Source organism: Chelativorans sp. ZYF759, assembly GCF_012911015.1.
Classification (GTDB): domain Bacteria; phylum Pseudomonadota; class Alphaproteobacteria; order Rhizobiales; family Rhizobiaceae; genus ZYF759.
On the sequence record NZ_WVVV01000002.1, the window covers coordinates 145,477 to 171,473 of the forward strand.

A 25,997-nucleotide genomic window follows, 5' to 3' on the forward strand; every position below is an offset into this window, starting at 1 on the left:
GGCCCGCGGAAAGGGTGAGTCCCGAAAATGGGGGAGAAGGCGGCGCCTTGCAAGCCTTCAGCGTTGCATCGCGGCGCGGCGTCAGTCCCCATCGTGTTTCCGGCTGACGCGCCACAGGCGCCACGGCGCCCACCAGACCTGATCGGCGGCCAGATGGTCGGGCACCAGATCGATGCCATGCGTGCCGCCCGGACCGCACCGCATCACGCGGAAAAGACCCATCCAGCCCCCCTGCCACAACCCATGCCGCGCGATCGCCTCATAGGCGAATTCCGAACAGGTGGGAAAATGGCGGCAGGAATTGCCGATGAAGCCGGACAGCGTCAGCTGGTACAGCCGCACCAGCGCGGTGCCGAGCAGCCGTCCCGGCGTCTTCGGCCAGGGACCCGGGAAATTGCGGGAAGGCATCTTGGCAATCCCCTTAAGGCTCAAGGCGTCCACGCAGAAGTCGCCGAGCTGGGTCTGTCGCCGCGTGCCACACAACCGAAGACCAGCGGGTTCCTTGCCGGATAGCGCGCGATGATCGCCAGCACCTCGTGGCGATGAAGCAGCGCCTCGGAGGGTTTCATGGCCGGCTCCTCACGCCGCGGCGCCGGCCCGCCGCCGCTCCACCTGGTCGATCGCGTCGACCACCGCGTCGAAGGTAAGCAGCGTGGAGGCATGCCGCGCCTTGTAGTCGCGCACGGGCTCCAGAAATTTCAGATCCGCGAAACGCCCCTCGGGCGGCGCGCCGTTTTCTTTCAGCATGCGGCGCATTGTCTCGCGCACGGCACGCAGCTCGTCGGCGCTGGCACCCACCACGCTGCTGGCCATGATGGCCGAGGATGCCTGGCCGAGCGCGCAGGCCTTCACCTCATGCGCGAAGTCGGTGACGACACCATCCTCGAGCCGGATGTCCACGATCACCGTCGAACCGCAGAGCTTGGAATGGGCGGTCGCGGTCGCGTCTGGCGCCTCCAGGCGTCCAAGGCGGCCGATATTGCCTGCGAAGCCCAGAATTTTCTTGTTGTAGACCTCGTCGATCATGGCGTTCCCCATTTCGGGCCCTTGGCGCAAGAGCTTCTCGCGCCGCAGTCTTTCAATTGATGGTCGTCGCAAATATATAAGGGTCAGTACCGGCGGCCAGCAAGGCTGGCGCGGACGCGACATGCCGGTACGCATATGCAGGCCGATTCTCGGGCAGGAAACAGGGTTCTTCTTTTCCCGCGAAGGGCTGTGGTCCGTTCAACTCGTCGCGCCGTATAGAGCGTGACTACGGGAGACGCCTTTCATGGACGCGATAATCAAGAGTTTTCCTCCCCTGCAGCAGGATGCCCCCCCCAGGCCCGAGCGCCCTTCCCAGGCCGAAGTCGAGGCCGCCGTGCACACGCTTCTGCGCTGGACCGGTGACAACCCCGATCGAGAGGGTCTGCTCGACACGCCCAAGCGCGTCGCCAAGGCCTATCGGGAGATGTTCGGTGGCTACGACCAGGACCCGGTCGAGGAGTTGGGCCGCACCTTCGAGGAGGTCGCCGGCTACGACGATCTTGTCCTCATCAAGGACATCCCCTTCCATTCCCATTGCGAGCACCACATGGTGCCGATCATCGGCCGGGCCCATGTCGGCTACCTGCCGGATGGCCGCGTGGTGGGCCTGTCCAAGATCGCGCGGGTGGTCGACATATTTGCCCACAGGCTGCAGACGCAGGAAGCCATGACCGCGCAGGTCGCCGGCACCATCCAGGACGTGCTCCAGCCGCGCGGCGTGGCCGTGATGATCGAGGCCGAGCACATGTGCATGGCCATGCGCGGCATCCGCAAGCCGGGCTCGACGACGCTGACGTCGACCTTCACCGGCGCCTTCCGGGACACGCCTGAAGAGCAGGTTCGGTTCATGATGATGGTGCGCGAAGGAAATCGGCGCTAGAAGGCTGCTTCCCGCAACCTGCCCCGGAATTTTGACGTGTCCAGATTTCCAGAACCGCCTCGCGACAAGGCCGCGCTCGAAGAGGGTGCGGCCTTTACGCCGCGTTTTGACGCCGACGGCCTCGTGACTGCCGTCGTGACGGATGCCGAAGACGGAACCTTGCTGATGGTCGCGCATTTGAACGCCGAGGCGCTCGCGTTCACGCTCGATACAGGCATCGCCCATTACTGGTCGCGCTCCCGCGCGCAACTCTGGAAGAAGGGCGACACCTCCGGCAATGTCCAGCATATCGTGGAAATCCGAACCGACTGCGACCAGGACGCGCTCTGGTTCAAGGTGCGTGTCGCCGGCGACAACGTCTCCTGCCACACCGGTCGCCGCTCCTGCTTCTACCGTGTCGTGCGATCGGGCCAGCAAGCGCCGGAACTCGTCGAGAGCGAGCCTTCGGCGACGGCGTGAAGCATCCCTCTTCGCGCGCCGGCTCATATTCACCAAATTCACACGCTTTCTGCGGCATGATGCGCGTGGGACAAGGAGAGGATGATGCTGGATTGGGCATCCTTGCGCGGGAGGCATGACGCGGATCTGATGAAGGACGCGCCGGTTCCTCCCCATGAGGGGGATCCTGTGGTGGCTGGTGGACCCCCGCCGGGCATCGCGCTCGCGCTGGGCGGCGGCGCCGCCCGCGGCTGGTCCCATATCGGTGTTTTGCGCGCCCTCGACGAGGCGAATATCCGGGTCGACATGATCGCCGGAACCTCGATCGGCGCCCTGGTCGGCGGATGTTATCTGGCCGGCAAGCTCGACGAGCTCGAGGAATTCGCCCGATCGCTGACCAAGCGCAAGGTCTTCGGCCTTCTCGACTTCAACTGGGGCGGCAGCGGCCTTTTTGGCGGCATGCGGCTCACCCAGCGCATGGAGGCGCATCTGGCCGGCGTGACCTTCGCCGACCTGCCGCGGCCCCTCGTATGCGTCGCCGCCGAAATCCGGACCGGCCACGAGATCTGGCTGTCCCAGGGTAATCTCATCACCGCCATGCGCGCCTCCTACGCCCTGCCGGGCGTGTTCGAGCCGGTGTCCTGCAACGGGCGCGTGCTCGTCGATGGCGCGCTGGTCAATCCGGTCCCCGTCTCCGCCTGCCGCGCCCACGAGCAGCGCCTGGTGGTGGCCGTGAACCTCCATTACGATCTCTTCGGGCGCGCCGCCGTCATCAAGCACAGTGCCGACATGCCGGACGGCAGCGGCGCGGACGATGCCCATCTCGTCATCGATCGCGGCCCGCGCGAGCGCGAATCGCGCATCGGCATTACCGGCGTGATGGTCGAGGCCTTCAACATCATCCAGGACCGCATCTCCCGCGCCAGGCTGGCGGGCGATCCGCCGGATCTGTCGCTCCAGCCCAAGCTCGGCCATGTCGGACTGACCGACTTCCACCGTGCCGACGAGGCCATCCGCCTGGGCTACGAAGCGACCCGCGCCCAGATTTCCGAACTTCAGCGGCTCCAGGCCGTGCTGGCCTGATATCTGCGTCGACCTGTTGCCGCCCGCCGCTTGCATCGGCGCGAGATTCCGCCCACATCTGGCGCGCGGCAAGCAAGGGTGAGACGGCGTGACTTCTTTGGAAAAGCCCAGGATCGGTCTGGCTCTGGGTTCGGGCGGCGCCCGTGGCTGGTGCCACATAGGCGTTCTGCGCGGACTCGAGAAGATGGAGATCTGGCCCGACGCGATCGCCGGCTGCTCGATGGGCGCCCTCGTCGGCGCAGCCTATGCGGCCGGGCGGCTCGACGAATTGGAAGACTGGGCCTGCAGCCAGACCAAACGTTCCATCATGGGGTTGATCGATGTCCGTCTCACTGGCGGCGGTGTCGTCGGCGGGGCCGAAATCCTGTCCATGCTCGGCACGATCGGCATCCCGGACCGGATCGAGGAACTGCCGATCCCGTTCGTCGCGGTGGCCGCCGACATCCAGACCGGCCGCGAGATATGGCTGCGCGAAGGACCGCTCGCCAAATCGATCCGCGCCTCCGTTGCCATTCCCGGCGTCTTCAGCCCCGAACGCGTCGACGGTCGCTGGCTGATCGATGGCGGCGTCGTCAATCCGATCCCCGTCTCGGCCGCCCGTGCGCTCGACACCGATATTGTCATCGCCGTGAATCCGGACGCCCGCATGAATGGCGGATTCTGGAAACCCGGCATGACGCGGCCCGGCCTGCCCACGCTGTCCGATCTGCTGCCTGACCTGCCCGAATCGCTGCGCAGCCTGTGGCCGAGCCAGCCGCAGCGCGAGATCGTCACCCCGCCCGCCTATCTCGAGCTGGTATTGACCGCCATCGACATCATGTCCGAGCAGATCCGCCGTAGCCGGCTGGCGGGCGACGCGCCGCACGTGCTGCTCAACGCCTACCTGACCGATATGAGCGTGCTCGATTTCCACCGCGCGCGCGAGGCGATTGACGAGGGCGAACGCATGGTGGAAGCCCACGCGGAGTGGATCCGCGCGGTCACGTCCGGATAGGTCGCATCGCTGCCGGCGCGGCATCCAGAATCCTGAATTGGGGCTTCCGGCTCCCGTTCCAGTGGTTGATCGACAGCGTGCCTGCCAGATGCACCGCCTGGCCCCGGTTCTCGAACAGGAAACGGCCGAGCTCGTTGTCGGCCGCCCGGAAGGCGATCGCCTGCAGCCGCCCGCCCGCATCCGACCTGAGATTCACCCGCACATGGGCGGTCCCGACCCCCGCCGCGTCGATGATCGTGTGGCGCGGCAGGGCGAGGATCGGCTGGGAATGGCCGGTTCCGTAGGGACCCGCCCGCTCCAGCATCTCGCACAGCTCGATCGTCGCGCCATCCGCCGACACGGCCGCGTCGATGCGCAGCGCGTCCTGTGCCCTGAGTTCGTCCACCACCGATGCCGCCCGCTCCTCGAAGAAGGCGCGCAGTTGGCCGAGCTTCTCGCGCCGCAGCGTGATGCCGGCGGCCATCGCATGGCCCCCGCCCTTTTCGATAAGCCCCGCCTCCAGCGCGTCGCGCACGATCCGCCCCAGGTCGAAGCCCGCAATGGAGCGACCCGATCCCGTCCCCGTTCCGTCCGGCCGGAAGGCGATGGCGAAGGCCGGACGCCGCGCCTGCTCCTTCAGGCGGGCCGCGATCAACCCGACAATGCCCGGGTGCCATTTGTCGCTTGCCGTGACGATCACGCCGGGCGGGTTGGACGAGGCGAGTTCCGCATCCACCTCCTGGCGCGCCTCCGCCAGCATCGCCTGCTCCATCGCCTGCCGCTCCTGGTTCAGCCGGTCGAGCGTTTCCGCGATGGTCTGGGCGTCGACGGGATCCTCCGTCGCCAGCAGGCGGCTGCCAAGTGCCGCATCGCCGATCCGCCCGCCCGCATTGATGCGCGGGCCGATCAGGAAGCCCAGATGGAAGGCGCTGAGCGGCTCGCCGATGCGCGCGGTGCGCGCGACCGCCGCCAGCCCCGGGTTCTGCATCTGGCGGGCGGCCTGGAGTCCTTTCACCACGAAGGCGCGGTTGACGCCGATAAGCGGCACCACGTCGCACACCGTCGCCAGCGCGACCAGGCTGAGAAGCGACAGCAGATCGGGCCCGGCATCGTGCCCGCCCTCCCGCAGCACGCGCGCGGTCCGCACCAGTGCCAGGAACACGACCCCGGCCGCGCAGAGATGCCCCTGCCCCGACATGTCGTCTTCGCGATTGGGATTGACCACCGCCACCGCCGGCGGCAGTGCCCCGGAGACCTGATGATGGTCGAGCACGACGACCTCGGCCCCTGCCGCGTTCGCCGCCTCGATCGCCGCCTGGCTGTTGGTGCCGCAATCCACGGTGACGATCAGGCTGGCGCCACGCGAAACCAGCTCCTGCATGGCCTGGGGGTTGGGGCCGTAGCCTTCGAAGATGCGGTCTGGAATATAGATCTCCGCGACCATGCCGAAATGGTCGAAGTATCGCTTCAGGAGCGCGGCCGAAGCTGCTCCATCAACATCATAATCCCCGAATATGGCCACGCTCTCGCGCTGCCGGATAGCCTGCGCGAGCCGCGCCGCCGCGCGGTCCATGTCGGTCAGCGAGGAGGGATCGGGCAGGAGGTCGCGGATCGTGGGATCGAGGAACCGGGCGGCCGCGTCGAGCGCCACGCCGCGCCCCGCCAGGATACGCGCCACGATGTCGGGCACGCCATGCGACTGCGCGATCGCCATGGCGATGTTCTCCTGGCGCGGGTCGAGCCGGTGATGCCATGCCGTGCCACAGGCCGACTGCCTGATGTCGAGGAAAGGGCGCTGCTCAGACGTCATGATTCGTTCCGCTCCCGAGGACCGGCGACACTAGCCGACGCGGGCGGCGAAGCCAAAGGCGCCATGCCGTGCCGGCAGCGGCGGGAGACGAAGCCGCCACTGCCGTCCTTGCGGCGGGTCGAAGCGGAACGCCGCGCTCAGAACTTCTCCAGATCCTGATGCCTGGCCTTGATCTCGCGCACCGTGCGCGAGGAGGAGCGCATGACGATGGTGTGCGTCTGGACCGAATCGCGGCCGAACTTCACGCCGGCCAGCAGGCTGCCATCGGTCACGCCGGTGGCGGCGAATAGAACGTCGCCGCTCGCCATCTCTTCCATCGAATAGACCTTGCCGGGATCGGAAATGCCCATGCGTTCGGCCCGCGCGCGCTTTTCCTCCGTGTTGATCTGCAACCTGCCCTGCATCTGGCCGCCGATGCAGCGCAGCGCGGCGGCCGCCAGCACGCCCTCCGGCGCGCCCCCGGTGCCGATATAGATGTCGATGCCGGTCGCGCCGGGCTCGGTGGTGTGGATGATGCCGGCCACGTCGCCGTCGCCGATCAGCTGGATCGCCGCCCCCGTCGCGCGCACCGCCTCGATGAGGCGGGCATGGCGCGGACGGTCGAGGATGCAGGCCGTGATCTCGCCCACCGGCACGCCCTTGGCCTTGGCGAGCCGTGCGATGTTGTCGGCGGGCGGCGCGTCGATGTCCACCAGCCCGTCCGCATAGCCCGGCCCGATGGCGATCTTGTCCATGTAGATGTCGGGCGCGTTCAGAAGGCTGCCCTTCTCGGCGATCGCGATGACGGCCAGCGAATTGGGCAGGTTCTTGGCGCAGATCGTGGTGCCTTCCAGCGGATCGAGCGCGATGTCGACCCCTGGCCCCTCGCCGGTGCCCACTTCCTCGCCGATATAGAGCATCGGCGCCTCGTCGCGCTCGCCCTCGCCGATCACCACGGTGCCTTGGATCGGCAGCCGGTTGAGCTCCGAGCGCATGGCGTCGACCGCGGCCTGGTCGGCGGCCTTTTCGTCGCCGCGTCCGCGCAGCCTTGCTGCCGCCACGGCCGCGCGTTCGGTCACGCGCACCAGTTCGAGGGTCAGGATCCGGTCGAGACCGGACGAGGCGGATGTGAGCATCTTGGCTTCCTGCGCATGTGGCCCGTCGGGCGATTGGGCCTCTTTTGGCAAACAGGCTCCGGAGCGGCAAGTGTCGCGCGCCATGTGAATCGATTGAAAGCCGCGCACCCGATCTTTGTCCGCGATCGCGCCGGACAGCCATGGCCCGCCCACTGCCCCAGCGTCATGTATGAAGCCCCTCGCTATGCCCGCTATCCACACCCGCCGACCACAAGATATGGTGGGTCGTAAAACTTACACACTCCAGCCCTTGACGCTCCATCCCGAGTCATTTCTTATGACCCTGACGCTCGCGTTCCGGCGTCGCCGGTCAGGTTTCGATCCCGGCACCAATCCCAAGGTTTCTCATGCGTTTCGGCGGACCTACCCGTTCCGACAGCGGGCTGTTCGCGTGCGTTTCCTTGCGACCGGACCTGGCATTTGGAAGTAGCGTAAACAGCCTGTTAATACTATATTTAGTGTTTGCGGTGAGTTTTCGCCCTAGATACGGTGTGCCTCCTCTTCCGGGAGAATCACCACGGCAACACGGCAGGGCCTCGGCGCGAAAGCGGGGGCCGGCCGATCCGGCCCTTGGCCGGGACGGTGCGTGCGGCTGGTTTCGGGCAGGAATGAGGGGGTCGGCGCGCACGTCGTGCTGGCATGAATGCGGATGGCGCGCCAGGCGAAGAATACGAGGCTTCGCTGTGGATAATGAGCGCCTAGATATTGGGACATAGAGGACACGATGCGCATCGAACGCCGTTTCACCAAAGCCGGGCAGAACGCCTATTCGGAGATCGAATTCCGCAAGGCGGTGAGCGAGATCCGCAATCCGGACGGCTCGATCGTCTTCCGGCTGGCCGACATCGACGTGCCCGCGCAGTTCTCGCAGGTGGCCTCCGACATCCTGGCCCAGAAATATTTCCGCAAGGCCGGCGTGCCGGCGCGCCTGAAGCGCGTTGAGGAGAACGACGTCCCCTCCTTCCTGTGGCGTTCCGTGGCCGACGAGGCCGCCTTGGCCGAACTGCCCGAGGACGAGCGTTACGGTTCGGAAACCGACGCGCGCCAGGTCTTCACGCGGCTGGCCGGCACCTGGACCTACTGGGGCTGGAAGGGCGGCTATTTCAAGTCCGAGGAAGACGCCAGCGCCTTCATGGACGAGCTTTCCTACATGCTCGCCACCCAGCGCGTGGCGCCCAACTCCCCGCAATGGTTCAACACCGGCCTTCACTGGGCCTACGGCATCGACGGCCCCGGCCAGGGCCACCATTATGTCGATCCCTTCACCGGCAAGCTGACGCGCTCGAAATCCGCCTACGAGCATCCCCAGCCCCATGCCTGCTTCATCCAGTCCGTCGGCGATGACCTCGTCAATGATGGCGGCATCATGGATCTGTGGGTGCGCGAGGCCAGGCTGTTCAAGTACGGCTCCGGCACCGGGTCCAACTTCTCCTATCTGCGCGGCGAGGGCGAGAAGCTGTCGGGCGGCGGCAAGTCGTCGGGCCTGATGAGCTTCCTCAAGATCGGCGACCGCGCCGCCGGCGCCATCAAGTCGGGCGGCACCACGCGCCGCGCCGCCAAGATGGTCGTGGTCGATGTCGACCACCCCGACATCGAGGCCTATATCGACTGGAAGGTCAAGGAGGAGCAGAAGGTCGCCGCCCTCGTCACCGGCTCCAAGATCGTCAAGCAGCACCTCACGGCCATCATGAAGGCCTGCGTCAATTGCGAGGGCAATGGCGAGGATTGTTTCGATCCGAGCCTCAACACCGCGCTGAAGCGCGAGATCAAGGCCGCCAAGAAGAACCAGGTCCCCGAGAACTACGTCAAGCGCGTCATCCAGTTCGCGCGCCAGGGCTACACCTCGATCGACTTCGCCACCTACGACACCGACTGGGATTCGGAGGCCTACCTCACCGTTTCCGGCCAGAACTCCAACAACTCGGTCTCGCTCAAGGACGATTTCCTGCGTGCCGTCGAGGAGGATGGCGACTGGCACCTGACCGCCCGCAAGGACGGCAAGGTCATGAGGACGCTGAAGGCGCGCGACCTGTGGGAGAAGATCGGCCACGCCGCCTGGGCGTCCGCCGATCCGGGCCTGCACTTCAACACCACCATGAATGACTGGCACACCTCGCCCGAGGCCGGCCCGATCCGCGCCTCCAACCCGTGCTCGGAATACATGTTCCTGGACGACACGGCCTGCAACCTCGCCTCGCTCAACCTGCTCGCCTACCGCAAGCAGGACGGATCGTTCGACATCGAGGCCTATGAGCATTCGGTCCGCCTGTGGACCATCGTGCTCGAGATCTCGGTCATGATGGCGCAGTTCCCGTCGAAGGAAATCGCCCAGCTCTCCTACAAGTACCGCACGCTGGGCCTCGGCTACGCCAATATTGGCGGCCTCCTGATGACCAACGGCATCCCCTACGATTCCGACGAGGGCCGTGCCATTTGCGGCGCGCTGACGGCGGTCATGACGGGCGTCGCCTACGCCACGTCCGCCGAGATGGCGGCCGAACTCGGCGCCTTCCCCGACTATGAGCGCAACGCCCCCCACATGCTGCGCGTCATGCGCAACCACCGCCGCGCCGCCCATGGCGAGAGCACGGGTTATGAGGGCCTGTCGGTCAATCCGGTACCGCTCATCGCGTCCGATTGCCCCGAGCCCGTCCTGATGGAGCGCGCACGGCGGGCCTGGGACCGCGCGCTGGAACTCGGCGAAAAGCACGGCTACCGCAACGCCCAGTCGACCGTGATTGCGCCGACCGGCACGATCGGCCTCGTCATGGATTGCGACACCACCGGCATCGAGCCCGACTTCGCGCTGGTGAAGTTCAAGAAGCTCGCCGGCGGCGGCTATTTCAAGATCATCAACCGCGCCGTGCCGGAGGCGCTGCGCACGCTGGGCTATTCCGAATCCCAGATCGCCGAGATCGAGGCCTATGCGGTCGGTCACGGCAATCTCGACCAGGCGCCCGGCATCAATTCGGCCACCTTGCGCGCCAAGGGTTTTGGCGACGACAAGATAGCCGCGCTCAACGAGGCGCTGACGGCGGCCTTCGACATCAAGTTCGTCTTCAACCAGTGGACGCTCGGCGTCGACTGGCTGAAGGAGACGTTTGGCTTCACCGACGAGCAGCTTTCCGATTTCTCCTTCGAGATCCTGCCGGCACTGGGCTTCTCCAAGAAGGAGATCGAGGCCGCCAACATCCATTGCTGCGGTGCCATGACGCTGGAAGGCGCCCCGCATCTGAAAGAAGAGCACTATCCGGTCTTCGATTGCGCCAATCCCTGCGGCAAGGTCGGCAAGCGCTATCTGTCGGTCGACAGCCACATCCGCATGATGGCGGCTGCCCAGCCCTTCATCTCGGGCGCCATCTCCAAGACCATCAACATGCCCAATGACGCGACGGTGGAGGACTGCAAGTCGGCCTACATGCTGTCGTGGAAGCTGGCGCTCAAGGCCAACGCGCTTTACCGCGACGGCTCCAAGCTGTCCCAGCCGCTCAACGCCTCCCTCATCGAGGATGACGAGGACGAGGACGATCTGGTCGAGGAGCTGGTCGCCGCCCCCACCGCGGCCCAGGCCGTGCAGGTGACCGAGAAGATCGTCGAGCGCGTGGTCGAGCGTCTCTACCGCGACCGCGAGAAGCTGCCCAACCGGCGCAAGGGCTACACCCAGAAGGCGGTCGTCGGCGGCCACAAGGTTTACTTGCGCACCGGCGAGTTCGACGACGGGCGCCTCGGCGAGATCTTCATCGACATGCACAAGGAAGGCGCCGCCTTCCGCGCCATGATGAACAATTTCGCCATCGCGATCTCCATCGGCCTGCAATATGGCGTGCCGCTCGAGGAATATGTGGAGGCCTTCACCTTCACCAAGTTCGAGCCGGCCGGCATGGTCCAGGGCAATGACGCGATCAAGAACGCCACCTCGATCCTCGACTATGTCTTCCGCGAGCTGGCCGTCTCCTATCTGGAGCGCAACGATCTGGCCCATGTCGACCAGTCGGACTTCTCCAACACCGCGCTCGGCAAGGGGATTTCGGAGGGCAAGACCACGCCCTATTCGCGTGGCCTGACGCGCGGTGCGCCGCTCAAGCTGGTGACCGGCGCCGCCGAGCCCAAGGGCCAGGCGGCTCCCTCCACCGGTGGCCAGCCGGGCGCCCCTGCCCCGCAGCGCGCCGCCCCCACGGCCATCGCCGGCACCAGCGTGCGCGCCATCGCGCCCGTCGGCGGCACGGTGACGGCGCTCAAGACCGTGTCTGCGGAGAAGCTCGAGGAGGCCGTGGCCTTCAAGCGCGACTACGAGGACCGGGCGAGCGAACGGGCCGAGCAGATCGCGCAGGACAACGCGCAGGAGAGCGCCGAAACCGCCCTCTTCACCGAAGCCGCCGCCCAGCAGGCCGCCGAAGCCAAGGCGCTCGCCGCCGAACGCCGCGCCAAGGCGATCATGCAGGGCTACACCGGCGACATGTGCTCGGAATGCTCCAACTTCACCATGGTGAGAAACGGCACCTGCCTGAAATGCGACACCTGCGGTAGTACAAGTGGGTGCTCTTGATACTAAAGCTACTCGCGTTGACGAAGGGTTCTGGCAAGCAAAGCTATGAGCCATTGGGGGGCGGCGCGCCCTCAATAGCGCCGTAGCCGCCCCCCAATGGCGACTGCAGCCCTGTTCGGCAAGGGCAGACCATAACGCTGATGCCAGCCCCCTTGGACCTGCCCCGAAAGGGGCGGGCTTTGAGAGCCTGCATCAAGCGAGTTCCCAGCCGCGCAACTCTGGAGTGGATCCGTGCTGCATCTCATGGACCATGGGCCTGCCAGTGCTCTGCAGTTTTCAGACCAACCAGTTCGAACACTTCGGAGTGTGGGTCCGCCCGTCGGCAGCTGGCGCTTCAGCAGACCCCTCTTGATCGATCATGTGCGTCAGGGTGTTGGTTTCCGCTGAGAAGTGACCCGGGTTTTCCATCGAGTTTTGACCCGGCTGAAGTTTATGTTCTTGGGGTCACGCTGGGGTCAAGGGCCGAGGGTCCTCCTTCCGTTTTGTTGCCGCAGCCGAGCTTGCCTTGAAGCGGAAGCTGTCGTTTCCGGTTTCCAGGATGTGGCAGCGGTGGGTGAGGCGATCAAGCAGCGCGGTGGTCATCTTGGCGTCGCCGAAGACGGTGGACCATTCGCTGAAGCTGAGGTTGGTTGTGATGACGACGCTGGTGCGCTCGTAGAGCTTGCTCAGGAGATGGAACAGCAATGCCCCGCCGGAAGCGCTGAAGGGCAGATAGCCCAACTCGTCCAGGATCACGAGGTCGAGGCGCACGAGGCTTTCGGCAATTTGGCCGGCCTTTCCCTTTGCCTTTTCCTGCTCCAGCGCGTTGACCAGCTCAATGGTGGAGAAGAAGCGGACCTTGCGCCGGTGGTGCTCGACTGCCTGGACGCCGAGAGCAGTGGCGACATGGGTCTTTCCGGTTCCCGGCCCACCGATCAGGACAACGTTGTGAGCGTCCTCGAGGAACTCGCAGCGGTGCAGCTGGCGCACCTTGGCCTCGTTGATCTCGCTGTCGGCAAAGGTGAAGCCGGACAGGTCCTTGTAGGCGGGGAAGCGCGCCGCCTTCATGTGATAGGCAATGGAGCGTACCTCGCGCTCGGCCAGTTCGGCTTTCAGGAGCTGCGAGAGCATCGGCACAGCGGCATCGAAGGCCGGGGCGCCCTGTTCCATCAGATCGGTGACGGCCTGGGCCATTCCGAACATCTTCAGGCTGCGCAGCATGATCACGACGGCGGCGCTGGCGGGATCATGACGCATGACGGGTCTCCTTCACGTGGCCGCGCAGTCCGTCATAGCGTTCGACGTTGGCCCTGGGCTCGTTGTTCAGGGCAAGAGCCAGTGGGGTATCGATGGGCGGCATGTCATGCGTCTTTGCGTCGATCAGGCGATGCAGGATGTTCAGCACATGGGTCTTGGTCGGCACCCCCGCCTGCAAGGCCAATTCCACGGCCGTCAGCACGACCTGCTCGTCGTGGTGCAATACCAATGCCAGCACATCGACCATCTCGCGGTCGCCGCCTGGCCGCCGCAGCAGGAGTTCCTGCAACTGCCGGAAGGCGGGCGGCATCTCCACGAAGGGCGCGCCATTGCGCAGGGCGCCGGGCTTGCGCTGGATGACGGCCAGATAATGCCGCCAGTCATAGATGGTGCGCGGCGGCAGATGGTGAGAACGCTCGATCAGCCGCGGATGCTCGCACAGGATCCGCCCTTCGGCCGCTACGACGATCCGCTCGGGATACACCCTCAGGCTGACCGGCCGGTTCGCGAACGAAGCCGGCACGCTGTAGCGGGTGCGCTCGAAGCTGATCAGGCAGGTCGGCGAGACACGCTTGCTGAGTTCGACAAAGCCGTCGAAGGCAGGTGGCATCTGCATGAGAGCCGCTCTCTCATCCGCCAAGGCATCGGCGATGCTGCCAGGCAAGGCCCCATGCGGAATCTCGTGCCATAGCTCCCGGCAGCGTCGCTCCAGCCAGGCGTTCAGTGCCGCCAGGTCCGGGAGGCTCGGCATCGGCTGCCAAAGGCGGTGGCGAGCGTCCTGGACATTCTTCTCCACCTGGCCCTTCTCCCAGCCGGCCGCCGGATTGCAGAACTCCGGCTCGAACACATAGTGGCTGGTCATCGCCAGGAACCGGGCGTTGACCTGGCGCTCCTTGCCCTTGCCGACGCGGTCAACGGCGGTGCGCATGTTGTCGTAGATGCCCCGCGCGGGAACGCCGCCGAAGACCCGGAAGGCATGACCGTGGGCATCGAACAGCATCTCGTGGGTCTGCAGCAGATAGGCCCGCAGCAAGAATGCCCGGCTGTGCGACAGCTTGATATGCGCCACCTGCAGCTTGGTGCGCTCGCCGCCCAGAATGGCCCAGTCCTCGCTCCAGTCGAACTGGAAGGCCTCGCCGGGCGCGAAGACGAGCGGCACGAAGGTTCCGCGCCCCGTGGTCTGCAGTTCCCGCTGTCGATCCGCCCGCCAGGCTCGTGCAAAGGCGGCAACCCGGTTGTAGGAACCGGTGAAGCCCAGCGCGACAAGATCGGCGTGGAGCTGCTTGACGGTGCGGCGCTGCTTGCGCGACTTGCCGGCCTCCGTCTTCAGCCAACCCGCCAGCTTCGCGGCATAAGGATCAAGCTTGCTCGGCCTCTCGGGCACGGTGAACTTCGGTTCAACCGAGCCCGACCTCAGATACTTCCTGATCGTATTTCGCGACAGGCCAGTGCGCCGCGCGATCTCCCGGATGGGCACATGCTCACGCAGTGCCCAGCGCCGGATTATGCTCAAAAACGCCATGTCGATCACTCCGATAACCCCCGACGATGCCAGCCAGGGGGAGGGTCTCACATGGGTCAATTCTCAGTGGAAATCTTGCGCCTGCCCGGGTCACTTCTCGGTGGAAATCAACAAACTGTCATCAGAGGTAATGGATGTAGCTGCAGAAGCGTCCATCGTCCTCGCCGAAACTGGCATCCAGGAAGTGCTCGAAGGAAGAGCTGGCGGACCTGCTGCCGCTCCCTTGAAACGTGGCTTGGACGGAATGGCGATGCGCCGCGGGATCGAGGTGCTTGGCACGGAGGATGTTCGTGAGGCTGCGGAGATTTTGACTGCCAACGGCGTCTATTGGAGACGTGTGCGTCCGGGGATTATCTGCACGAAGGCACCCGGCCAGTACGGTCCTTGTACCAAGGGGCGAGGAACTCCCGACAAGGGAGCGTGCAGAACTTCATGCGTTGCACGCCTTGAGCTCGAACTCGCCAAGGCGCAGTGCCGTGAAGAACTCTTGATGCATATCGACGAATACACGCGATATGCCGATCATCCTATGAAATCTGCGCGTCTTCAAGGTCAGATTCTGGCAAATCTCCATCGATGGCAGGATATTCGGGAGGAAGTAATCGCCAACTCCGATATTGCACGACAAATTTGGAGCCGTGTGGCATGACGGAAGCCTCCCATAAGCGTCCTCGGATCGAACGACCCCAGAGGAAGCTACGAGCGCCTCCTGCTGCCCAGCGCATAGCGGTACCCTCTGCCCCGACTGAACTTGACAGCTTCGCCCGTATCGATTGGGCCCTCCGAAAGATCATGGAAGAAGTCAAGCACAACCGGGGCGAATACCCCTATTCATCCCGTGCCCCCACGATCCGCGAGGTTCTCTTCAGAGCCGGACTCAGCGCCCGCTACCTGGAGAACCAGAACGGAACTCGCAGTCGCGAAACGTTGAAAGCACGATGTAAGGAGAAGATTAAGCGCGTTCTCCGTAGAGTGAAGTCCGGACGATATAATGCTGCCCGTCGGACCCACAAGGCCGATGGAAATCGCCATGAGCCCTCCCGCTGGGTCGAACTTCGAGAAAAATTGCAGTCACTGAAACAACGATGGGCAGAGCAAGAGCTTGAATACATCGACGCTCAGAACTGTATTCAGGAATATGAGGGACGATTGCAGGAACTGACTGCAGAAGTCGATCGGCTCCGGAACCTCCTTGCAGCCTCCAACATCCACATTCTGCATCGACCGACAGGTCATTAACTTCCAGCTTCGCCGGATATGACCGAGGCCTTGGTGCGATCCTGGGCATCGCAGTCGTCAAGCTCGACGCGGCCGCCTTTAGAGTCCGGACCGCACAGAGTTTTCGTCGAGCGGGGTGACATATTTCACGGCTGCTGAAAGGGCGATGCGTCGGGATCATTTCTTGCTGACCGATGTTTGTGCCTATTGCGAAACCCACACATCGGCACAGTGGGAGACGTCGGCAACGTCATGCCATACGCCATCGGCCACAACTTCCGGATCACCCTGGCATGGTTCGGGGAGATCTTGTTCCTGACCCTGGCTGCCATACTGTCCCGGTCCCCGCCGCCCCGCTCAGGCGTCGCCTGACAAAGTAGGTTCTTCATTGGGGTTCAGCATGCAAGCGCTGCCCCTTTGAGTTGGAGCTATTGCGAGTAGCAACACGAGTAGCTTCTCCATAACCTCCTGAAATGCAGAACTTTTTGCTCAAAGGCATGAATAGAAAACGGGGGCCACGAGCGGGTGTAGCTGAGGGGCGAAATCTATCCCTCATTTTGAGGTTGCTGTAAGTTCACCTGCCCTATCGGCGGGTGAACTTATTTGATTCGGAGTTGCAGTGCATCGAATGGCCTATCTCGAACATATTCCGACCAGACCCCTGTACCACTACACCAACGAAGCTGGCTTTAGAGGGATACTGCAATCACGTGAATTATGGCTCTCTGATCTTCAGCAATCTAATGATCCACGTGATCTTCATATGGGCTTGGCGACACTGCGCCAAATAATGAATAATATTCGCGTTCGCGATTATTCTCAGAAAACTGGTGATACGCTCGCAAAGATGATTATGAAGATAACTAGATATTTCGAAACTGATCGTCTATATACAACATGCTTTACACCATACGCCGATAATATAAATATGTGGCGCGAATACGGAGATGGTGGAAAAGGTTATTCAATTGGATTTAGGCCTCGCGCGATAACTGATATGCACGGACGCATATATCAAGTAAGATACATCGACGACGATAGTCACGATGATTTATACAATCTCATTTCCGAAATACTTAAGCCAATAGAAATATACGGCGACGGAATTTTTCATAGTATCGAAAGAGAATTGGAGATTGCCACTGCTTTGATCTCAATAGCTGGCTCTCTGAAGCATATCACTTGGGAATATGAGCACGAGGTTCGCTTAACTTTTGCGGCCGGCGACAACAGACCGTCCAATCAAATGCCAGTTTCCTTTTTTCCCGATGAGCGGGAAATGCAATGGAAGAAATTCCGAACACGTCAAGCAGGCGAAAAGATGATAAAATATCATTCGCTCCCATTTGGGAAATTTGTCGGACAGGAAAACAACCCCAGAGAAGCTGTCTTTTGTGTACTGCTAGGTCCAAAATCAAACCTAAGTGAGGGGGACGTCAAAAAGATACTTTTGGACAACGGATTCAGCAGCTTTAATGTCTCTAGTTCGACGTGCGCTTTCAGATGAGTGAGCCGCCTAAGCGGGTGTATTGGGTTCGATGCATTGTCTCCATTCTGTTGCCCCCACCGCGGAGACCGTCCAAAAGATCGAGACGGAAATCCGCGACGCCATCCGCTTCCACATCGAGGGCCTGAAGTAAGACGGCCAGCCCGGTCCAGATGCCGCCAGCCGCACCACCTGGATCGAGGCCTGATCGCGCTTCAGTCGCCAGGCGTATCCGTCCCAACCTCCCGCCACTCGGCCATCGACGCCCCACAAATTCAACGGCTCGCCAGTGGCCAAGACAGTACATGCAAATCGAAATATGCAATTAATACTTCTCCGATCTTTTCTTTTTATCCTGAGGGGATGCTGACCCCGTTTCTTGCCGATTTCGAACAGCTGCTCCTGTTGACTGGCGTCCTGCTGGTCGGCGCCGCTGTGGGGAGCAGCATCGAGCGATATCGATCCAGTCAGCGCAGAAAGGCGTGGCGGCAGAAGAACCCGCACTGGGAAAAGCAGCCGGGCTGGCAGGATTTGCGAGTCGTGCCGGCGACGCCCGCGCCTTCGTCGAGTGCCAGCGATGCCGTCGATCAACTGAGAATCGTCCTCGGCGCCGAGTTTGCCGCACGCGCGCTCCTCAACCGCAGCGAGGCGCGCGTGTTTCGTGAGCTCGATCGCATCGTGCTCGGCTTCAATCCCGCTTGGCAGGTGATGGCGCAGGTGTCGCTGGGCGAGATCCTGAGCAGCAGGGACACAAACGCCTATAGATGTATCAATTCGAAGCGGGTCGACCTGCTGCTCGTGGACGAACATTGCCGTCCACGGCACGTGGTGGAGTATCAGGGCGGCGCCCACCATCAGGGTTCTGCCGCAGCAAGAGATGCCGTGAAGAAGGAAGCGCTCCGGCGGGCCGGCATCGGCTACCATGAGGTCATCGCGGGCCAGACCACGCCGTCCGACCTGCGCCGCCTCATCGAGCGTTTGGTCGACCGGCCGCCGGAGCTCCCAGCCTCCGTTCCCACGATCAAGGCCTGAAGGCAGGCGCCGGCGGACGATGAAACACCCTCCGGTCGGACTCCGTCTACGGCACCGACGATTGGCCGCCTCCTCCCCGCCGTCGTCATCCCAGGGCAAGCGAAGCAAGGCGGAGCGCGACCCTGGGATCCATGCCTGAACGGCCAATGGCGCGCGCGGCGCCTAACCGTAACCGCTAATCGATCACCATTCAGACCTGGATGCCCGGGTCTTCGCCTCGCTCCGCTCGGCTCTGCCCGAGCATGACGAAGCGGAAAGGTGACTGCCCTTTCTGCCCACCCCCGGTGGACAGATCCCCCTGTCCTCTCCCGCCAATCCGCTGATTCCTCACCCCTTTCCCCTCAGCCCGCATTTTTTCCATCCACACCCCTGCGCCCTGCCCCACACTGCGTCCCAGAGCAGCAGAGGCGCCCATGCGGATCCACCCGGCCATCGCGGACAACAGCAAGCACCTCCGGCATCTCGCCGCGATGCTTCGCGCGCTGGCCGATCTCGCGGAACGGGCCGCCGGACGCTCCCGCGTCGTCTGCGCGCTCGTGCTGTGCCTGCTTGACCCCGCCGAGGCGGTCGCCCGCCAATATCTCCAGAAAATTGCGCCGGGCGCTGTCACCCCACCGGCCCGGGCGCCACTGCGGTCGATCGACGCCGTCGCCGAGGCCCTTGACCTTGCGGCGCGTTTTCGCGCGCTTGCCGACACCCTCGCCGCGCTGGCGCATAATTGCCGCCGGTCGGCCACGCCAGGGAACCAGCCGCCCGCCCGGTCATCGCGTCCGGCCGCGTGCGCCGCCATCGCCGGGCTCGACAGTTCCTAGGCCACGCGGCGCGCCCAGGCTGTGGCATTTCGAAGGGCGGCGGCTCAGCTCCAGCCGCGCGCAGCCGGACAGCCGGGCGCGGCGTTGCGGCTTGGCGCCTACGAGATCAGGTCGCCGCGCTTCCACTCCTGCCTTGTATGGTTGCGCAGCCGCATGCGGGGCACGATGAAGCTCGCGGCAATTGGCGCCAGAACCAGGGCCGCCACGACGACGGCCGGGATGAGATAGTTGGCGTGTTCGGCAAGTGCCGGGATTGCCAGAACAGGCACGATGCCGAAGCCGAAGAGAACCGCATTGGCCACCAGGGTACACGCGATCATGAGCCATATGTGGGTGCTGAACATGTTGAAAATCCTTTTTCGTTCCCATGGGGAAGCCCCGAGACGACAGGAAGTTCCGCCTCCGGCGGGTCGCGGGCGCAGACAGGGGCGCGCGGCCGTCGACCGGCCCCACGCCGATCGCCACGGTGAGGCGCCGCCACGACCCGCATTTCAAATCCCCTCCCCGCCCCCTATATGGGAAAGGCCCCCGCGGCTCCTGTTCGTCCCACCAGCAAGAGGCTTCCCCCTACCTTGGCGTCCCTGACCACATTCGGCGACGAGGCCCGCATCGCGCTCGACACGATTTCGGGCCGCGCCTCGGGCCTGGTGCAGCCGGCTCTCCGGCTGGGCGTCACCGGCCTGTCCAAGGCCGGCAAGACGGTCTTCATCACCTCGCTCGTCCACAATCTCGTCCATGGCGGGCGCCTCCCGCTCTTCGAGGCGCAGAAGAACGGCCGCATCGCGCGTGCCAGCCTCGCCCACCAGCCCGACGACGCCGTGCCCCGCTTCCAGTACGAGGACCATGTCCGTGCCCTGGTCGACAGCCGCGTCTGGCCGCAATCCACCCGCGCCATCTCGGAGCTGCGCCTCGTCATCGAATTTGAATCGGCCTCTGCCTGGGGCCGCATGTTCTCGCGCGGGCGCCTCGCCCTCGACATTGTCGACTATCCCGGCGAATGGCTGCTCGACCTGCCGCTTCTCGCCAGGGACTACGCCACTTTTTCGCGCGAGGCGCTGGAACTCGCCGCCCTGCCCGCCCGCGCCGATCTGTCGGAGCGCTGGCGCCAGCTGGCCGAGGCCACCGACCCTTTCGCCGAGGCCGACGAGATGCGCGCGCGCGATCTTTTCGAGGCCTTCGCGGCCTATCTGAAGGCCTGCAAGGAGGATGACCGCGCGCTGTCCACGCTGCCGCCCGGCCGCTTCCTGATGCCGGGCGATCTCGAAGGCTCGCCGGCGCTCACCTTCGCGCCGCTATCCGGCCTCGATGGCCGGCGCGCACCGCCCAACTCTCTCGCCGCCATGATGGAGCGGCGCTATGAGGCCTACAAGCGCCACGTGGTCAAGCCTTTCTTCCGCGAACATGTCGCGCGGCTCGACCGCCAGATCGTGCTCGTCGATGCCATGCAGGCCATGAATGCCGGTCCCGCCGCCGTGGCCGATCTGGAGCGCGCGCTGACCGAGATCCTGGCCTGTTTCCGCGCCGGGCGCGGCAGCGTCTTGACCGACTGGTTCGCGCGCCGCATCGACCGCATTCTCGTGGCCGCCACCAAGGCCGACCACATCCATCATGAAAGCCACGACCGGCTGCAGGCCATTGCCCGCCGCCTGACCGACCGGGCGCTGGAGCGGGCCAATTTCTCCGGCGCCGAGGTCGACGTGCTCGCCATGGCCGCCGTGCGCGCCACCCGCGAGGGCACCGCCCGCCACGGCAAGGAAGAACTTCCCGTCATCATGGGCACGCCGATCAAGGGCGAGACGATCGCCGGCGAGCGCTTCGACGGCAAGACCGAGACCGCCATCTTTCCGGGCGACCTCCCCGCCGACCCCGCAGAGGCGCTGCGTGCGGCGGCCGACGAGGACAACGCCATCCGCTTCGTGCGTTTCCGCCCACCGAAGCTCGAAAAGACCGCCGAGGGCCTCACGCTGTCGCTGCCGCATATCCGGCTCGACCGGGCCCTTCAGTTCCTGCTGGGAGATCGGCTGGCATGACCGAGCGCAGACGCCCCGCCTCCTTCCGCATCGAGCCCGAAATCCCGCCGGCCGAGCCCACCCCGCGCGCCGAGGCGCCGAAAGCCCGCAAGCCCCGCGCGGCCGACCCCGCCCGCGTGGAACCCGCCGAAATTGACGTCTTCGACGAGGTCGACGCGCTGGACGCGGCGCCGCCGCCGCCGGCTTTGCCCGCCAGGCGCCGCTCGCGCCTGCGCGCCGTCTTCCTGTGGTCGGCGGGCCTGCTGGTCTCGCTCGCTGTCGGCCTGTGGACGGAAGCCCTGGTCCGCGAACTCTTTGCGCGCGCCGAATGGCTGGGCTGGGTGGGGCTCGTGCTCGCGCTCATGGCGGTGGCCGCGCTCGTGGTCATCATCGCCCGCGAGGCGATGGCGCTCGCCCGGCTCGCCTCGGTGGCCCGGCTGCATGAGCGCGGACGGGAGGCCATTGCCGCCAACGATCCGAAGAAGGCGCGCGCGCTGGTCGACGAACTGGCCGGTTTCGTGGCCGCCCAGCCGGAAACGGCGGCCGGCCGACGCGCGCTGGAGGAGCTGCGCGGCGACATCATCGACGGTGCCGATCTCGTGCGGCTGGCCGAGGTCGAGCTTCTCGCGCCTCTCGACGAAAGGGCGCGCCGGCTCACGCTCGATGCCGCCAAGCGCGTGTCGCTGGTCACCGCCGTCTCGCCGCGCGCCCTGGTCGATCTCGCCTATGTCGCCTTCGAAGCCGCCCGCCTCATCCGCCGCATCGCCGAACTCTACGGCGCCCGGCCGGGCACGCTCGGTTTCCTGCGCCTGGCACGCAACGTGATCGCCCATCTGGCCATCACCGGCGCGCTGGCGGCCGGCGACGAATTCGTGCACCAGATCGTCGGCCAGGGGCTCGCCGCCCGGCTCTCGGCAAGGCTGGGCGAAGGCATCGTCAACGGCATGATGACCGCCAGGATCGGCATCGCCGCCATGGAGACCTCGCGCCCCCTGCCCTTCTCCGCGATCAAGCGGCCTGGCCTGTCGGATTTCCTCGGCGTGCTCGTCGCCTATGTGCGAAAGTCCGGCCGCGCGTAAAGCCCGTTCGCTGGCAGCCCGGCTATTGGCGTAAAGACAGGATGCCACCTCCCACGATGAGCAATATGCCTAGCGTCGACGTCATGTCCGGCACCTCGGCGAAAAAGACGAAACCCCAGATGACGGCAAACCCGACATAGGCGAAGTCGAAGGTACCGATCATCGCAGGCGGCCCGTTCTGATACGCGATGGCCGCACCGATGCTTCCGATCAGGATGGCAGCAGCCAGCAGCGTCATGGACATCCATTCGGCGGCGCCCATGCCTGCCCACGGAGCCAGCAGGAACCCATGCCGCGCGGTTTCCGGCAGCAGCAGGATAAGCGCTGCCGCCAAGCCGCCGACGATGACAAAGCTGAAGTTGAGGGCCAGCGACAGCATCAGCGGGTCGTGATCGCGGCATCTGGTGCGCGTCAGGATCATGGCGCCCGCATAGAGCATCGCTGATATCAGCGGCAGGATTGCATAGGTGTTGAAATCCCCCGCTGCGGGACGGAGGATCAGCAACACGCCCAAAAACCCCATGAAGACCGCGGCCCAGCCAGTGCGCGAGATATGATCACCCACGAAGAGGGCCGAGAACAGCGTGATGAAGATCGGAAGCGTGTAATAGGCGGCGGCAGCCGCTGGCAGGGTCAGTTCGGAAAGCGATAGATAATAGCAGACCCACATGCCCACCAGCATCCCGCTGCGCAGGGCTACCCACCCGATCGCCTCCGGTACCCGGATCATCCCTCGCGTTCTTGTCCACAAGATACCGAGCAGCACCGGAATGGCGATCAGCGATCGGAGCACGAATATCTGCCAGATGACGAAGCTGCCGCTCGTCATCTTGATCAGCGCGTCGCCCAGGGAGAGCGCCAGCACGGTCAGGATGATGACGCCGACGGCAAGTGGGATACTGTCGGCGCTTTGCTCCTGCGGGCGTGCGTGCTTCATCCGGGCCTTCTCCGGTTGTCTCGCAGGAACGTTAGGTGAACACCGGAGTACAGGCAAGAACCGGGGGGACGAAAGCCGTCATCCCGACAGCGAAGCGCAAGCGAGGTGAGCCAAGCGCGCGCGGAAGATGAAACGCAGACACCGCCTGCGCGTTATGGGCTTGCCAAGCAGGCCGGAGTGAATCATTGTCTCCCGCAACGGGCATAGACGGGGCGTTAACCATTCGCCTTCACTGTCCCCGGGAACGGGCCGGGCCAGGCCTCCAACGGGTGAACTCATGACAAACCGCCTTTCCAAGACGATTTTCACCGCCCTTTTCGCCGCTGGCTTCATCGGCATGACCGCCGCCGCCTCCGCTTCGGAAGCCGACAGGCGCTTTTTTGATTCGGTCAGCGGACAGTGGTCGGGCCCCGGCGAGATCGTCGCGGGCAAATATGCCGGCACCAAGTTCATGTGCAATTTCACTGGCTCGACGCCCGAAGGCAAGGTTGGCATGTCGCTCGATGGCGGCTGCCGCGTGGGTCTGTTCACCCAGCGCATGTCCGCCAATATCGAGCAGCACGGCCGTTCGGGCTATCGCGGCACCTTCATGGATGGCTCCCAGGGCGAAGGCCTCGACGTGGTCAGCGGCCAGGTCACCCGCGAGCAGGTGATTTTCGCGATTAACCGCAACGCCCTCAACGGTGCCATGCAGGCGCGCCTGTCGGATCCCAACACCATGCAGGTGACGGTATCCGTCAGGGTGGACGACACAATGGTGCCGGTCATCGGCGTCAACCTGAAGCGCGCCGACGGCCGCGCGGTCGGCTCGACCGCCCAGAACTACTGATCCAGGCGACGCCTGACCTGACCGCCTTGGGATCGGCGCCCTCCTTCGGGGCGCGCCCTGCCCATTTCAGTGTCCCGATCGGGCATCCGGTCCGTCTGCCCTCTTCCGGAGCAACGCCGTGCCGACAGACGAGTTGAACGCCGGGCTCGATCTCCTCCCGGTGGTCGCCCTGTTGGCGGCCGGCGTCATCGCCGTGCCCCTGTTCAGGCGCTTCGGCCTCGATTCCGTGCTCGCCTATCTGGCCGCCGGCCTCGTCATCGGGCCGCATGGCATTGCGCTCTTCACCGATCCCCAGACCATCCTCAACGTCGCCGAGATAGGCGTCGTCATGTTCCTGTTCCTGATCGGGCTCGGCATGCAGCCCTCGCGCCTGTGGAGTCTGAGGCGCGATATCGTCGGCCTCGGCTTCCTCCAGGTCGCCACGAGCGGCGCGGTGCTGACCCTGCTTGGCGTCGCCATGGGCTTCAGCCCTGCCGTCGCTTTCGTCTTCGGCATGGGCTTCACGCTCACCTCGACGGCGGTGGTCGTCCAGATCCTGAACGAGCGCGGCGAGCTCGGCCTGCCCAAGGCGCAACGCATGATCTCCATCATGCTGGTGGAGGATCTGTCGATCGTCCCGCTGCTGGCCTTCGTGGCCTTCATCGCGCCGGGCGGCGAAGACGTCACGGCTGCCGACAGGTGGCTGGCCGTCGCCATCGCCATCGGCGCGGTCGTCGCATTGGTCCTCGTCGGACGCTTCCTCCTCAACCCGCTGTTCCGTATCCTCGCCCGCACCGGGGCACGTGAGGTATTGACCGCGGCCGCCCTCCTCGTCGTGCTGGGCGCCGCGCTCGCCATGGAATCGGGCGGGCTCTCCATGGCCATGGGTGCATTCCTGGCTGGCGTGCTCCTGTCGGAAAGCACCTTCCGCCACCAGCTGGAGGCCGACATCGAGCCGTTTCGCGGCATCCTTCTTGGCCTGTTCTTCCTGGGTGTCGGCATGTCGCTCGACCTCGACACCATCGCCGCCAATTTCGGCATGGTCAGCCTGGCGGTGCTGGCCTTCATGGCCGGCAAGGCCATCGTTATCTACAGCATCGCCCGGCTCCTGCGTTCCGCCCACGCGGAGGCGCTGGAACGCGCGGGCATGATGGCGCAGGGCGGCGAGTTCGCCTTCGTGCTCTATGCCGCCGCCGCGGCGGTCGGCCTTATCGACGGCCCCACCAACGCCATCTTCACCTCCACCGTCATCATCTCCATGGTTCTCACGCCCTTCGTGATGATCGCGCTCAGGCGTTTCATTCGCCCGCCGGCGCCTTCCATGGACGGTGTAGAGGCACCGGACGGGCTGAGTGGCAACGTCCTCATCATCGGCTTTGGCCGGTTTGGCCAGATCGCCAGCCAGCCGCTTTTGATGCGCGGCTGCGACGTCTCCATCATCGACAACGACGTCGAGATGATCGAGGCGGCCGGCAGCTTCGGCTTCAAGGTCTATTTCGGCGACGGCACACGCCTCGACATCCTGCACGCCGCCGGTGCCGGCAGCGCACGCGCGGTCCTCGTCTGCGTCGACGCGCCCGAACAGGCAGAGCGTATCGTGCGCCAGATGCAGGCCGAATTCCCTCTGGTGCCGGTGCTGGCCCGTGCCTATGACCGCGGCGCCGCCATCCGGCTGATGGAGGCCGGCGCCAGCTACCAGATTCGTGAGACGCTGGAATCGGCCATGGCCTTCGGTGCCGAGGCGCTCGCCCAACTGGGCGTGTCGGAGGAGGAGGCGGGCGAACTGATGGCCGAGATGCGCCGCCGCGACGCCGAGCGGCTGGAGCTGCAGATCTCGGGCGGCATGCATGCGGGCGACGACCTGCTCAAGGGCAACGCCCCGCGCCCTGCCCCGCTGGCCAAGCCGACACGCTCGGGACGGCCCGGCAACGAGGAAGCCGCGAGCGCGCTGTCGGCCAAGCGGCGCATGCCGCCGGAGACCTGATCT

The 25,997-nt window shown here is 64.9% G+C and carries 23 protein-coding genes; 14 read left to right on the forward strand and 9 right to left on the reverse strand.

Translation table 11 applies throughout. The features are described from left to right. Nucleotides 1–81 precede the first annotated feature (81 nt). From yidD to GRZ55_RS04610, 3 genes are read right to left on the reverse strand one after another with little or no spacing between them, the layout of a single operon-like run. Nucleotides 82–408 carry a membrane protein insertion efficiency factor YidD gene (gene yidD / locus GRZ55_RS04600; protein WP_169285727.1) on the reverse strand — a complete coding sequence of 109 codons (327 nt, stop codon included), beginning with the start codon at nt 406–408 and terminating at the stop codon, nt 82–84. Nucleotides 409–428: 20 nt separating this feature from the next. Then, entirely contained in the window at nt 429–569 is a 141-nt protein-coding gene (locus GRZ55_RS04605) for a hypothetical protein (RefSeq protein WP_169285728.1), read from the reverse strand. A 10-nt stretch (nt 570–579) separates the two neighbouring features. Beyond that, nucleotides 580–1,026, reverse strand: a complete 447-nt coding sequence (locus tag GRZ55_RS04610; protein ID WP_169285729.1) for an iron-sulfur cluster assembly scaffold protein — start codon at nt 1,024–1,026, stop codon at nt 580–582. A 244-nt stretch (nt 1,027–1,270) separates the two neighbouring features. On the opposite strand from GRZ55_RS04610, the gene folE reads away from it, so the two are divergent. The 4 genes from folE (at nt 1,271) to GRZ55_RS04630 (ending at nt 4,421) form a co-directional block, all read left to right on the forward strand. Further along, the gene (gene folE / locus GRZ55_RS04615) at nt 1,271–1,906 is read left to right on the forward strand and encodes a GTP cyclohydrolase I FolE (protein WP_169285730.1); all 636 of its coding nucleotides are present in this window, start codon (nt 1,271–1,273) and stop codon (nt 1,904–1,906) included. A gap of 36 nt (nt 1,907–1,942) precedes the next feature. Then, on the forward strand, nt 1,943–2,365 hold the full coding sequence (gene hisI, locus GRZ55_RS04620; protein WP_169285731.1) for a phosphoribosyl-AMP cyclohydrolase: 423 nt from the start codon (nt 1,943–1,945) through the stop codon (nt 2,363–2,365). Between the two features lie 84 nt (nt 2,366–2,449). After that, nucleotides 2,450–3,427, forward strand: coding sequence for a patatin-like phospholipase family protein (locus GRZ55_RS04625; protein ID WP_169285732.1), 978 nt, complete (start codon nt 2,450–2,452; stop codon nt 3,425–3,427). A gap of 88 nt (nt 3,428–3,515) precedes the next feature. Beyond that, nucleotides 3,516–4,421, forward strand: coding sequence for a patatin-like phospholipase family protein (locus GRZ55_RS04630; protein ID WP_169285733.1), 906 nt, complete (start codon nt 3,516–3,518; stop codon nt 4,419–4,421). Here the strand turns inward: GRZ55_RS04630 and recJ are convergent. Both recJ and glpX read right to left on the reverse strand, forming a co-directional pair. Further along, nucleotides 4,408–6,210: a single-stranded-DNA-specific exonuclease RecJ gene (gene recJ, locus GRZ55_RS04635; RefSeq protein ID WP_169285734.1), complete on the reverse strand. Its 1,803-nt coding sequence runs from the start codon at nt 6,208–6,210 to the stop codon at nt 4,408–4,410. The genes GRZ55_RS04630 and recJ overlap by 14 nt on opposite strands. Nucleotides 6,211–6,347: 137 nt before the next feature. Next, nucleotides 6,348–7,325: a class II fructose-bisphosphatase gene (gene glpX / locus GRZ55_RS04640; RefSeq protein ID WP_169285735.1), complete on the reverse strand. Its 978-nt coding sequence runs from the start codon at nt 7,323–7,325 to the stop codon at nt 6,348–6,350. 724 nt (nt 7,326–8,049) lie between these two features. Between glpX and GRZ55_RS04645 the strand changes: the two genes are divergently transcribed. Continuing rightward, entirely contained in the window at nt 8,050–11,871 is a 3,822-nt protein-coding gene (locus tag GRZ55_RS04645; RefSeq protein WP_169285736.1) for a vitamin B12-dependent ribonucleotide reductase, read from the forward strand. A gap of 444 nt (nt 11,872–12,315) precedes the next feature. On the opposite strand, the gene istB is transcribed toward GRZ55_RS04645, so the two are convergent. Both istB and istA read right to left on the reverse strand, forming a co-directional pair. Next, a complete protein-coding gene (gene istB, locus GRZ55_RS04650; RefSeq protein WP_169285737.1) occupies nt 12,316–13,107 on the reverse strand; it encodes an IS21-like element helper ATPase IstB in 792 nt (263 codons plus the stop codon). Then, nucleotides 13,097–14,629: an IS21 family transposase gene (gene istA / locus GRZ55_RS04655; RefSeq protein WP_169285738.1), complete on the reverse strand. Its 1,533-nt coding sequence runs from the start codon at nt 14,627–14,629 to the stop codon at nt 13,097–13,099. Before istA ends, istB begins: the two co-directional genes overlap by 11 nt. On the opposite strand from istA, the gene GRZ55_RS04660 reads away from it, so the two are divergent. The 5 genes from GRZ55_RS04660 to GRZ55_RS04680 all read left to right on the forward strand — a co-directional run bounded on the left by GRZ55_RS04660 (nt 14,628) and on the right by GRZ55_RS04680 (nt 19,177). Further along, nucleotides 14,628–15,278: a hypothetical protein gene (locus GRZ55_RS04660; protein ID WP_169285739.1), complete on the forward strand. Its 651-nt coding sequence runs from the start codon at nt 14,628–14,630 to the stop codon at nt 15,276–15,278. The genes istA and GRZ55_RS04660 overlap by 2 nt on opposite strands. 143 nt (nt 15,279–15,421) lie before the next feature. Then, nucleotides 15,422–15,868 (forward strand): hypothetical protein, encoded by a 447-nt coding sequence (locus tag GRZ55_RS04665; RefSeq protein ID WP_169285740.1) that lies wholly within the window; start codon nt 15,422–15,424, stop codon nt 15,866–15,868. 607 nt (nt 15,869–16,475) lie between these two features. After that, nucleotides 16,476–17,354 (forward strand): DUF2971 domain-containing protein, encoded by an 879-nt coding sequence (locus GRZ55_RS04670; protein ID WP_169285741.1) that lies wholly within the window; start codon nt 16,476–16,478, stop codon nt 17,352–17,354. A 342-nt stretch (nt 17,355–17,696) separates the two neighbouring features. Continuing rightward, nucleotides 17,697–18,365: a DUF2726 domain-containing protein gene (locus GRZ55_RS04675; protein WP_169285742.1), complete on the forward strand. Its 669-nt coding sequence runs from the start codon at nt 17,697–17,699 to the stop codon at nt 18,363–18,365. A gap of 413 nt (nt 18,366–18,778) precedes the next feature. Beyond that, nucleotides 18,779–19,177, forward strand: a complete 399-nt coding sequence (locus GRZ55_RS04680) for a hypothetical protein (protein WP_169285743.1) — start codon at nt 18,779–18,781, stop codon at nt 19,175–19,177. Nucleotides 19,178–19,275: 98 nt separating this feature from the next. Here GRZ55_RS04680 and GRZ55_RS04685 read toward each other — a convergent pair whose 3' ends face one another. After that, on the reverse strand, nt 19,276–19,521 hold the full coding sequence (locus GRZ55_RS04685; protein ID WP_246734519.1) for a hypothetical protein: 246 nt from the start codon (nt 19,519–19,521) through the stop codon (nt 19,276–19,278). Nucleotides 19,522–19,692: 171 nt separating this feature from the next. Between GRZ55_RS04685 and GRZ55_RS04690 the strand changes: the two genes are divergently transcribed. Both GRZ55_RS04690 and GRZ55_RS04695 read left to right on the forward strand, forming a co-directional pair. Beyond that, entirely contained in the window at nt 19,693–21,207 is a 1,515-nt protein-coding gene (locus tag GRZ55_RS04690; RefSeq protein ID WP_169285744.1) for a YcjX family protein, read from the forward strand. Further along, nucleotides 21,204–22,265 carry a YcjF family protein gene (locus tag GRZ55_RS04695; protein WP_169285745.1) on the forward strand — a complete coding sequence of 354 codons (1,062 nt, stop codon included), beginning with the start codon at nt 21,204–21,206 and terminating at the stop codon, nt 22,263–22,265. The genes GRZ55_RS04690 and GRZ55_RS04695 overlap by 4 nt, the downstream gene beginning before the upstream one ends. A 22-nt stretch (nt 22,266–22,287) precedes the next feature. Here the strand turns inward: GRZ55_RS04695 and GRZ55_RS04700 are convergent, their stop codons facing one another. Beyond that, nucleotides 22,288–23,202 carry a DMT family transporter gene (locus GRZ55_RS04700; protein WP_169285746.1) on the reverse strand — a complete coding sequence of 305 codons (915 nt, stop codon included), beginning with the start codon at nt 23,200–23,202 and terminating at the stop codon, nt 22,288–22,290. A gap of 337 nt (nt 23,203–23,539) precedes the next feature. On the opposite strand from GRZ55_RS04700, the gene GRZ55_RS04705 reads away from it, so the two are divergent. Then, complete coding sequence (locus GRZ55_RS04705; RefSeq protein WP_246734543.1) at nt 23,540–24,031, forward strand: hypothetical protein; 492 nt, start codon at nt 23,540–23,542, stop codon at nt 24,029–24,031. A gap of 118 nt (nt 24,032–24,149) precedes the next feature. Then, entirely contained in the window at nt 24,150–25,994 is a 1,845-nt protein-coding gene (locus tag GRZ55_RS04710; RefSeq protein WP_368856583.1) for a monovalent cation:proton antiporter-2 (CPA2) family protein, read from the forward strand. The last annotated feature ends 3 nt before the right edge of the window (nt 25,995–25,997 follow it).